Source organism: Yaniella sp. (assembly GCF_030453185.1).
Classification (GTDB): domain Bacteria; phylum Actinomycetota; class Actinomycetes; order Actinomycetales; family Micrococcaceae; genus Yaniella.
Genome location: NZ_JAKDKW010000081.1, coordinates 1 through 10,337, shown reverse-complemented (window position 1 = coordinate 10,337; position 10,337 = coordinate 1). Strand labels below are relative to the sequence as shown.

Genomic DNA, 10,337 nt, shown 5'->3' with positions numbered 1-10,337 from the left:
AAACAAAACCAGCCAAACCGAAAGGCTGGCTGGTTTTGTTTTGAACTTGTGGGCCCTGCGGGGATCGAACCCGCGACCTGCGGATTAAAAGTCCGATGCTCTACCTACTGAGCTAAAGGCCCTGGTCGCTATGACCGCTATACGATTGTAGCCTATTTTGCTGCGGAACAAAATTTGCCCCATTGACTGTTATTTATAGGCGCACCTGCTTTAGGCTGTCGTGGTGTACGCGTCTTATATCAAGGAGGACGTTTGAGTTATCAGCGCGGCGGTTCCACTGGTCTACCATTCCGCAGGCCAAAACTGATGCCGCTCGAAAGCTTCGAACACCAACCGGGTGGCTTAGACCCTGCTGAAGTGTACTCTGCTGCCCAAACCGTGGCCGCCCAATTAGTGGCCACCGGTCAGGACCCCGATGCCGAAGATGCAACCGTGGACTGGTTGGTCGACCTTGTTGACGACGTTGGCCTGGACACTATGGCCCAAATGTGGTCGAACGCTCCAGCCGTAACCTTTGGTGGCGCCCTCTGGCGGTTGTACGCGCTACAACAAGCTACCCGGAGACACGGCGACATGTGGGCCACCTGGTATCGGGCAGGCTACGACGCCTATGCATCCCGTGTCATCGCCGGCGCCACGGAACCACCCCATGCCAAAGACCTGCAGCACCTGACTTCTCAGATTCTCACCGGCATATACTCCGGGGATTTCGCCATCGCCCTGGAGCGCGGTGGAGCCTACGCCCGAGTCATTGCCGCGGGGCAGCACCAGCACGCCGAACGACTCGAGGATATGAATCCTGGGGCAGCGGCAGCACTGGAACATCGCTCGGTCAAACTCCAGCGGACCGCTACCGAATTAGAACTTTGCGCAACCGCTTGGCGCCAAGGTCGTCTTGATGACGCCCACCCGAGCGAAATACCGCGGAATTAATCCGTCGGATTGTTAACTTTAGGTGTGTAAAGTGACCAGACATGAAGCTGTCTGTAACGCGCCTATTTTCTGCCGATGAATCAGGCGCGGCCCAAGTTCGTAGTCTGGCAAAACTTCTGGTGGAATCGGTGGACCTGGTAACCCAAATGTTTGGGGCCTCCCCCGAAACCGGTACCGAGCTTGATGCCAAGCTCGATAATCTCAATGCCAGAGCCTCTCGCAATACCAGCACGATGCTGACGGCGCTGCGCAGTTCATACCTCACGCCGCTCCCCCGCGAAGATCTTTACCTGCTGGGAACCTGGATCAACCGTGCCGTTGAGGCCGTGACGATTACTGGAACGATCATTCACGCGACCCGCCAGTACCGACTGCCAGCTCGCGCCGGCGATGTCCTGGAAATCCTCACCAGACAGGCCGATCTCGTGTTGGATGCCGCAGAACAATTGAACCAAGCAGATGACTTAGAGAGCACCTGGATGCACTTGGAGCGTCTCACCCATCAGGCTCAGCGAGCGCTGGTCACCTGGCGGCTCACTGATGCCGATGAACTCCTTGCCCGCCATTATTATCGTCAACAAGAAGTTGCTCGGTCATTAGACTCCACGTTCATGACTATCCGAGAATTTTGTACGCAGCTAGGACGGATTTTGGTGCGTGATTCCTAGTGAGCACCTTGATTCTGCTCACCACGGTTTTCGCCCTCACCGCTGCATTTAGCTTTGTCGTGGCCGGCCGCGACACCCCGAACGCCGTAGCCCTCCCCATAGCCGCAGGCGCACTCACACCAGCTAACGCGGTAGCTATGACCGCCATCATGCGGATGGTCGGGGCAATCATGGGGGTCGGCACCATCCAATTCTTTGCCGCAGAATTCGTGGCGCTGGTGCCCTCTGGAAACACCGGCTTATCGATCACTACCATCGGGATTGCCGTGGCACTAGCGTGGGCGATCTTTACCTGGTGGCGCGGCGTCGCCGTTTCGTCATCACACGCCCTGACCGCCTCCATAACAGGGGCTGCAGTAGCTATCTCGGTGCTGGACACAGACCACCTCGTGTGGGCAGATTTATCCACGGTTTCCATCGGGATCATCATTTCGCTCTTTGCTTCACCAATATTGGCGATGCTCGTTGCTTGGCTTCTAACCATCCCCGTGACCTGGTTTGCCAAAGACACAGCACCGCACCGTGTCAGCTACGCAGCACGCGGCACGCTAGCGATCGGTGCCGCAGCAAACGCCCTCGGCCACGGGGTGCAGTACGGACAACGAATTTACGTCGTCCTCCTGATGTCTATTACAGCAGCAGGCGCCGAAGTAATCCCCACCTGGATGTTGGCAGTATCCGTAGTACTGCTACTCGGCCTCGGAAGCATCCTCACGGCTTGGCGAGTCAACTACACGTTGGCCCGCCGAATCACCATTTTAGATCCGCTACATTCTGCGGTTGCCTCGTCAACATCAGCCCTACTCTTGCTGATCGGGTCGTTCATGTTGCATATCCCGCTGTCGTCGTCACTCACGACGGTCGCAGCCATCACCGGTGCTGGCACCGCACAAAACAACGGTGTGGTCCGCTGGGTTCAAGTTTTACGACTCATGAGCTACTTCTTCGGCACAGTCATCGTCTGCGCCGCGACCGCCTTTGCCATCGTCGGGGTCATCTCCGCACTGGTCTAATGCAACGCCCTGGCATGGGCACCTACTTCGAACGCACCAACAGCACTCGATGCCATTGCGTGGGTTACATCACGCTGAGACAATGAACTATGGTAGTCACCTTAACAGCACTCGAAGTCGCAGTCCCAGAAACCGTCCTACACCAGGACGAGGTTCGCGATATTTTTGCCTCCCAACCTGGTATCAGTCGATTAGCTACACGGCTGGTCAACGCCAGCTTCAACGCCTCAGGGATCGAAACCCGGCACAGTGCAGTCGCAGAGATGGATCTGCAAGAGCGGCCCGAATCCGCTGAGGCACCGCATTTCTTCGACTCGACCAACCGACACATTCTCAACCCCAGCACACGTGTACGCAATGACGTGTATGTGGACGAGGCGACGCAGCTCTATGTCGATGCCGCTGCGGCCGCAGTAACTGCGTGTGAAGGCATCGAGAACACCGATGTCACCCATGTGATCACGGTGTCCTGTACCGGATTTTTCTCACCGGGTCCAGACTACCGCATCGTTCGTGGTCTTGACCTGAACCCGTCGGTACAGCGTTACCACCTGGGCTTTATGGGCTGCTACGCCGCATTTCCAGCCATGCGTCAAGCCAAGACGATCTGCGATGCTGATCCGGACGCCGTCGTGCTCGTGGTCAGCGTTGAATTATGCAGCATCCACGTACGAGTCTCAGATGATCCCGACACAATTCTGGGTTCGTCGCTCTTCGGCGACGGCGCGGCAGCCGCAATCATCACTGGCCGGGATCTCAACGGCGAACGCGCGCTACAGTTGGACCACTTCGAGACCGTGATCACCCCGGTTGGCGAAGAGGCGATGGCGTGGAACATCGGCGACAACGGTTTCGAGATGGTTTTGGGGACTTACGTTCCAAAGATCATCGACGCGCACATTATTGATGCGCTGGCTCCCCTGCTCGCACACGATCCCCCACTGGCTGCGCGGGACTACCGCGAGATCGAGCACTGGGCAATCCATCCGGGCGGTAGGAGCATTCTCGACAAAGTCGAAGCCAAGCTTGAGCTCAACGCCCAACAGCTCATCCCGTCCCGCGAGGTACTGCGCCGTTTCGGAAATATGAGTAGTGCCACGGTGATGTTCGTACTCAAGGAAATCCTGGAACAACCGGGCTCTACTGCCGGGGAACGGATCTGCAGTATGGCGTTCGGACCAGGCCTCACCGTGGAGACCGGCCTGTTCACGACGATCGGTGCTAACCCGTGAGAATAACCGTACTGCCTCGGCTGCAGGACCGGGATGAAGCTACGACCGAGCGGATGGATGACCCGGATTGCGATCTGGCGATGCTTCACCGGACATATGCTCAATTCCAGCTCGTCAATCGCGTGGTCGCCGGATGGCAACGGACGTATCGGCACTATTTGCGTCCCGTACTGCGCCGAGATCGAATTAACACACTGCTCGATATTGGTGCTGGCGGCGCCGACGTCACCCGTGCGATCTCCCGGTGGGCACAGCGTGATGGCTTTGCGCTGCACATCACCGCCGCTGACCCCGATGAACGCGCACACGCCTGGGCAACACACCGCGACCCAGCCGGTGACATAGATTATCAACAAGCCTTGAGCTCGGACCTTGTCAAACAGGACAAAACCTTCGACCTGGTCATCTCTAACCACCTACTACACCATCTACCGGACACAGCACTGCAGGGGCTGCTCGACGATTCCAAACTCCTGGCCCGAGTTCGGGCGATACACAGCGACATCCGACGTAGCCGAACCGCATACCTGTTGTTTTCTGTTGGCACGTTGCCGTTCTTTTCAGGGTCGTTCATCCGCGAAGATGGGTTGATTTCCATCCGTCGTAGCTATACCGAAGGCGAGTTACGCACCGCCGCGAGCCCCGGCTGGCAGGTGCACGCCCAACGACCCTGGCGGAACTTGCTAATCTACGATGCCGCTGAGCGAACCGCAGCCGATCCCCACTAATCATGGCTTCTTCGAGGGTACGCAGGTGCGAGGTGCTGATTGCCGGGGGCGGACCAGCAGGGTTGGTGCTTGCTTGCCTGCTGGCTATGGACGGGGTCGACGTCGTAGTGCTTGAACGACGGAACCAGCCCCGGACGCATTCCCGGGCCATTGGCCTACATCCACCTGCGCTGGCCGTTCTGAACAGGATTGGTCTTGAATCATTCGCACTAACCGAGGGGACCCGAGTGCACGCCGGGACGGCCTACAGTCGCGGACGACGTCTGGGCGCTCTCAGTTTCGAAGAGGCCTGGCCGCATCGGCCTTTCGTGCTGACGTTACCTCAGAACCGTACCGAGGCATTGCTGTCACAACGCCTTAAACAGCTGGCCCCGGGGGCATTGCAGTCCGGCTGGGAACTCACGGGCTTCACCGAACTACCGAACCGGCAAGGACAAGCGGGTTTGCCCATTCACGCCACCGCTCGCTCCACAGTCGCCGATCCGTATGACCCCGACGTCGAGATGCACTGGCAAGCTAAGATCCTCGTCGGCGCAGACGGCCCTCATAGTCTGGTTCGCCATACAACAGGCATCGCAACTCAGGCCCGAGCGCTCGAAGACACCTACATCATGGGTGATTTCGCCCAACATACCAACGCTGCCCCTGACGAGCACTACGCGACGGCGTCTATTTTCCTTGAGCCCGCGGGTGTGGTGGAGTCTTTCCCGCTACCCGGCCAAATGCGCCGCTGGGTAGCGCACACCGGCACCCAGTTGATGCCAGAGTCACCGCGGGGACTCACTGATCTGATCGTTGAGCGTACCGGTACAGCCGTGAACCCGCAGACCTCCACGATGATCAGTGCATTCCACGTCCGACGGCGCCTTGTACAGCAAATGGTTCTCGGTCGCTGTCTGATTATCGGCGATGCAGCTCATGAAGTGAGTCCAATCGGCGGCCAGGGGATGACACTGGGCTGGCTCGACGCCATAGAAGTCGCACCGCTGCTGATCCAGGTGTTGAGTGATAAAAACCCAGCTCCGCTTGATCAACTGGACAATTTTCGGACCTTCGAACAGCGGCGACGTTCCGCTGCCAGAACTGTTGCCTGGCAGGCTGAGCTCAATATGGCTCTCGGGCGACCAATGTCCCTGTCGGCTACTTCGGTTCAGAATGCTGTCCTGCGGACGGTCCTGTCCACCAGAATGCGTCATCGACTAGCGAAAGCCTTCACCATGCGTCAGCCGCTGTGTGGGGCGGAAATCCATGTCCCTGGCTGACGGGTTTTCGTTTCCTTGCGTACGACTTCAGAGTAAAGATAGAGTGGCTAGTAGATGTCGGGCTGCGGTACCCCCGGGCTCCAAATCATCAGCCGCTTCGAGCGGCCACACGCCGTGAGGCGTGCCCGGCCCGGCATCGTTAGGTTTGCAAAAGCCCTGACCAGTTCAAGCACTTCTTGGTCAGGGCTTTTCGCTTCGCTACATACAGCACTGTTCGGTTAGCCGAAGCGTCCTGAAATGTAGTCTTCGGTCTGCTTATTGGCAGGGTTATTGAAGATCGTGGTGGTGTCATCGTATTCGATAAGCTTGCCCGGCTCCCCGATGGCCTGCAGGTTAAAGAACGCCGTCCGATCAGCCACACGTGCTGCCTGCTGCATATTGTGCGTCACGATGACGACGGTGTAGTCCTTTTTCAACTCGTGAATCAGGTCTTCGATCGCCAGTGTAGAAATCGGGTCCAGCGCTGAAGCCGGCTCGTCCATCAGAATCACATCTGGTTCGATCGCGATCGTGCGAGCAATGCAGAGACGCTGCTGCTGCCCACCGGAGAGGCCACCGCCTGGACGATCCAAGCGATCCTTGACCTCGCCCCATAAGTTTGCCCCGGTTAGGGAGCGCTCGAGCACGTTGTCGGCTTCGGAGCGGCTTAGGCGAATCCCGTTGAGCTGGTATCCGGCAAGTACGTTCTCTCGGATAGACATGGTCGGGAACGGGTTCGGGCGCTGGAACACCATACCGATGGTTGAACGAACACGAACCGGATCAACGTTCGGTGCGTTGATGTCTTCGTCGTCCAAGAGGATTTTGCCTTCTGCACGAGCACCCGGGGTGACTTCGTGCATACGGTTCAACGTGCGCAAGAATGTGGTCTTGCCACAGCCCGACGGACCGATGAATGCGGTCACGGAACGAGGCTCAATCTCAATGTTTATATCGCTGACGGCAAGAAAGTCGCCGTAGTAGCAATCAAGATCGATGGTCTGAATGCGTTTAGCCATGGTTGTATTTTCCTTATGAAGATGCGAAAACGGGAACGACTATTTGCCGGTTTTCGGAGCGAAGTATTTGGCGATTGCGCGAGCGCCCAGATTCAAGCCCATCACAATAACGATCAACACCAGCGCGCCTGCCCAGGCGCGTGCGGTGGACGGATCGCCTGCTGCCGGTGCCGTCGGGTTGATCAGCTGGCGGTAGATGAATACCGGCAGGGCTGTCATCCATTCGGAGAACGGGTTCCAGTTGGTGGTTGCGACGTATCCGGCAGTCACCAGAATTGGTGCGGTCTCACCAGCAACACGTGCGATGGCCAGGGTGATACCCGAGGCAATACCGGACATCGCAGTCGGCAATACGACTTTCATGATGGTGCGCCATTTGCGGACACCCAGTGCGTAAGAGGCTTCGCGCAGTTCATTTGAAACCACCTGCAGCATTTCCTCGGTGGAACGGACCACCACTGGAATCATCAGGACACTCAACGCAATGGCGGCGGTGACTCCGGTTTTGACCGACTGCAGGGCTTGCGGTGACGTACCGATGGTCAGTTCAACAAAGAGCGTGAGACCTGCGAAGGCAAAGAGACCAGCAACAATCGAGGGGATACCCGTCATCACGTCGACGAAGAACCGGATGCCACGGGAAAACATGTTCCGGTTGCCATATTCCGTCAGATAGATCGACGCGAAGAGACCAACCGGGATCGAAATAACCGACGCCAGCAGCGTGATCATCAACGTACCGACCAGACCGTGGAGAATACCGCCTTGTAGCGGTTCCCCTTCTGACTGTGTGGCGATGTCGTCTGAACCGACGACCCCACCCATATCGGCGGTCAGCAAGCCCGGATTCGCCAGAAGTGTTGGGAGGCCCTGAGAGATAACAGACCAGAGCACTGAGATCAACGGGACTAACGCGATGAAGAACGATGTCCACACGAGGTGACGCCAGAATTCATCAGTAGCTTTCAGGCGATCTTCCAGCATGCGTGAAATAACGTACATGCTGACCACGTAGAAGATGCCGGCAAGGATCGCGAAACCGACTACGCTGAACGACTCGAACGCCAGCAGTGTGATGAGCAGTGCAAGAATCGCTGATCCTGCGGCAGCTGCCATCCACGTCCACGTGGGTTTCCGGTTGGCAGTCAGCGAGTCTAATCGGGATTTCTTGTGTGTTTGTGTCGTCATATCTTCTGGCTTCTTCCGACCGTCTGGATCCTGTTGCGAGCCCTGCGGGTTCGATTTGGCACGCGAGCGAATTTGAGAAGTCACGACAATCCCTCAGCTTTCTTCGCATGGCTGTTGACGATAGCTCTTGCAATGACGTTGACGATCAAGGTGATCACGAACAGCATCAGACCGGCTGCAATCAACTCGGATTGTCGTTGTCCGAAAGCTTCTGGGAAGTTCAGAGCGATTTCTGCAGGGATCGTGCCGTTAGCGCCTGAAGTAACCAGCGACCAGGAAAACCCACCCGCAGAGAGCACCATGGTGACGGCCATGGTTTCACCGAGTGCTCGCCCCAGCGCCAACATGATTGAGGAGATGACGCCCGCGCGAGCAAATGGGAAGACAGTCATTTTGATCATTTCCCAGCGCGTAGCGCCAAGACCAAGTGCGGCTTCTTCTTGCAGGTGTGGAACCTGAAGGAAAATTTCACGACACAGTGCTGTCATGATCGGCAGGACCATCACTGCAAGAACGACACCGGAGGTGAGGATTGTGCGTCCCGTGTTGGTGACGCTCGGATCTCCTGCGAACAACGGGATAAATCCAAGGTTGTTATGCAGCCAGTGGTAAATGGGCACCATGGCGGGTGCAAGTACAAGCATGCCCCAGGCACCGTAGACAACGGACGGGATCGCCGCCAGTAGGTCGATCAGGTAACCAATGGAGTTTGCGAACCGACGTGGAGCATAGTGACTGATGAACAACGAAATGCCGATAGCGACCGGGGTAGCCAGCAGCAGTGCAATGACAGAGACGAGGACGGTACCCGCCATCAACGGCCAGACATATGACCAAAAATCGATTGCTTCTCCTGCGCCGGGACCGAAAGTCTCCGGCATGATGGCTGGCAGAGAGCGAATAAGCAGGAAGGCTGCTACGAAAGCCAGCACGACCAGAATGATCGCGCCGCCGGTCCATGACAGGCCAAAGAAGACTTTATCCCCCACAGCCGACGTGGTCCGCGCGGTATTTTTTGTGCGCGGGGATGTGGATGTCACGTTGTACTCCTGTAACGTTCTTTGTACTCTAGGGGCCATTCAGGCCGATACCTCCGCTGTGGTGCATTGCGGAGGTATCGGCCATGATGGCTAACGGTCTGACTTAGCCGGCAACAGAGATTGCTTCAATGCGCTCGGTGGCTTCGTCACGGATTGTATCTGAAATTGGTGCGGAACCTGCTGATTCTTCAGCAGCTGCCTGGCCGGCTTCCGAGATAACGTAGTTACCGAATGCCTTGACCTGATCAACCATGCCCTCGTCTTCATATGAGTCACAGAAGATGTGGTAGGAGATCATAACGATCGGGTAGGCGCCTTCGGCATCGGTGCTGCGGTCGAGGATGCGAGCACCTTCAGCTTCAGGATCTTCTTCGGCTGATTCAACAGCGGATGCAGCGGCTTCCGCTGAGTATTCGACGTAGTCTTCGCCAACACCAACGGCAACGGTGGCCAGGTCGCCGATCTGGGAAGCATCTGCGTAGGTTATGGCACCGTCAGTATCGGAAGTCAACGAGACGACACCTGAGGTCTGCTGGGCGGATTCACCGGTCAGCTCTCCTGGGAATTCTTCAGCAGCTTCCCATTCCCAAGCGTCGCTAGCGGCGCCGCTGAGGTAATCGGTGAAGTTTTCGGTGGTTCCCGACTCATCGGAGCGGTGCACCACGGTGATGTCGGTGGCTGGCAGATCAGCATCTGGGTTCTGCTCTGCAATTTCTTCGTCGTCCCAGGAGGTGATTTCGCCAGCGAAGACTTTAGCGATGGTCTCTGGGTTCATATTCAGGGTGTCTACACCCTCAAGGTTGAATGCAACGGCAATTGGTGAGATGTAGGAAGGCACGTGGAAGGGGTTTCCAGAGCCACAGGCCTGCTCTTGCTCTTCAGTATCCATAGCGGCATCCGAGCCGGCGAAGGTGTACTGGCCTTCGATGAAGCCTTCACGGCCAGCACCGGAACCAACTGGGTCATACTGAACGGTCAAGTCTGGGTTGGCTTCGGTGATGCCGGAAGTCCATGCGGTCATGGCTGCTTCCTGCGATGAAGCGCCACCACCGATCAAGTTGCCCGAGGCCGAAACTTCTTCGCCACCACCGTTGGCGTCAGCATCGCCGCCACCATCGTCAGATGAACAAGCTGCCAGAGCGATAGCTGCTACAGATGCGATTGCAGCGGAGCGGTAAAAACGCGAAAACTTCACTGGTGTTTTCCTCTTTCGAGTTCGTTGTGAGTCATATGTGTTGGGCCGAGACATAAAAAGGTTGGTGACCCGAACTAATG

Annotated in this window: 10 protein-coding genes and 1 tRNA gene; 6 read left to right on the top strand and 5 right to left on the bottom strand. The window is 57.2% G+C overall.

Annotated elements, in window-relative coordinates; all coding sequences use genetic code 11:
• Window positions 1–49: 49 nt before the first annotated feature.
• A tRNA-Lys gene (locus L0H14_RS10440) sits at window positions 50–122 on the bottom strand.
• 130 nt (window positions 123–252) lie between these two features.
• On the opposite strand from L0H14_RS10440, the gene L0H14_RS10435 reads away from it, so the two are divergent.
• The 6 genes from L0H14_RS10435 to L0H14_RS10410 all read left to right on the top strand — a co-directional run bounded on the left by L0H14_RS10435 (window position 253) and on the right by L0H14_RS10410 (window position 5,836).
• On the top strand, window positions 253–933 hold the full coding sequence (locus L0H14_RS10435) for a hypothetical protein (protein WP_301419954.1): 681 nt from the start codon (window positions 253–255) through the stop codon (window positions 931–933).
• A 41-nt stretch (window positions 934–974) separates the two neighbouring features.
• On the top strand, window positions 975–1,601 hold the full coding sequence (locus tag L0H14_RS10430) for a hypothetical protein (RefSeq protein WP_301419953.1): 627 nt from the start codon (window positions 975–977) through the stop codon (window positions 1,599–1,601).
• Window positions 1,601–2,614, top strand: a complete 1,014-nt coding sequence (locus L0H14_RS10425; RefSeq protein WP_301421789.1) for an inorganic phosphate transporter — start codon at window positions 1,601–1,603, stop codon at window positions 2,612–2,614. Before L0H14_RS10430 ends, L0H14_RS10425 begins: the two co-directional genes overlap by 1 nt.
• Window positions 2,615–2,703: 89 nt before the next feature.
• Window positions 2,704–3,846: a type III polyketide synthase gene (locus tag L0H14_RS10420; protein ID WP_301421788.1), complete on the top strand. Its 1,143-nt coding sequence runs from the start codon at window positions 2,704–2,706 to the stop codon at window positions 3,844–3,846.
• Window positions 3,843–4,574, top strand: coding sequence for a class I SAM-dependent methyltransferase (locus L0H14_RS10415; RefSeq protein WP_301418347.1), 732 nt, complete (start codon window positions 3,843–3,845; stop codon window positions 4,572–4,574). The genes L0H14_RS10420 and L0H14_RS10415 overlap by 4 nt, the downstream gene beginning before the upstream one ends.
• 32 nt (window positions 4,575–4,606) lie before the next feature.
• On the top strand, window positions 4,607–5,836 hold the full coding sequence (locus L0H14_RS10410) for an NAD(P)/FAD-dependent oxidoreductase (protein WP_301418349.1): 1,230 nt from the start codon (window positions 4,607–4,609) through the stop codon (window positions 5,834–5,836).
• Window positions 5,837–6,054: 218 nt separating this feature from the next.
• On the opposite strand, the gene pstB is transcribed toward L0H14_RS10410, so the two are convergent.
• The 4 genes from pstB to pstS all read right to left on the bottom strand — a co-directional run bounded on the left by pstB (window position 6,055) and on the right by pstS (window position 10,257).
• Window positions 6,055–6,834, bottom strand: coding sequence for a phosphate ABC transporter ATP-binding protein PstB (gene pstB, locus L0H14_RS10405; RefSeq protein WP_301418351.1), 780 nt, complete (start codon window positions 6,832–6,834; stop codon window positions 6,055–6,057).
• A gap of 39 nt (window positions 6,835–6,873) precedes the next feature.
• On the bottom strand, window positions 6,874–8,022 hold the full coding sequence (gene pstA, locus L0H14_RS10400) for a phosphate ABC transporter permease PstA (RefSeq protein WP_301421790.1): 1,149 nt from the start codon (window positions 8,020–8,022) through the stop codon (window positions 6,874–6,876).
• Between the two features lie 80 nt (window positions 8,023–8,102).
• Window positions 8,103–9,062, bottom strand: a complete 960-nt coding sequence (gene pstC / locus L0H14_RS10395) for a phosphate ABC transporter permease subunit PstC (RefSeq protein WP_301418353.1) — start codon at window positions 9,060–9,062, stop codon at window positions 8,103–8,105.
• Window positions 9,063–9,165: 103 nt separating this feature from the next.
• Complete coding sequence (pstS, locus tag L0H14_RS10390; protein ID WP_301418355.1) at window positions 9,166–10,257, bottom strand: phosphate ABC transporter substrate-binding protein PstS; 1,092 nt, start codon at window positions 10,255–10,257, stop codon at window positions 9,166–9,168.
• Window positions 10,258–10,337 lie beyond the last annotated feature (80 nt).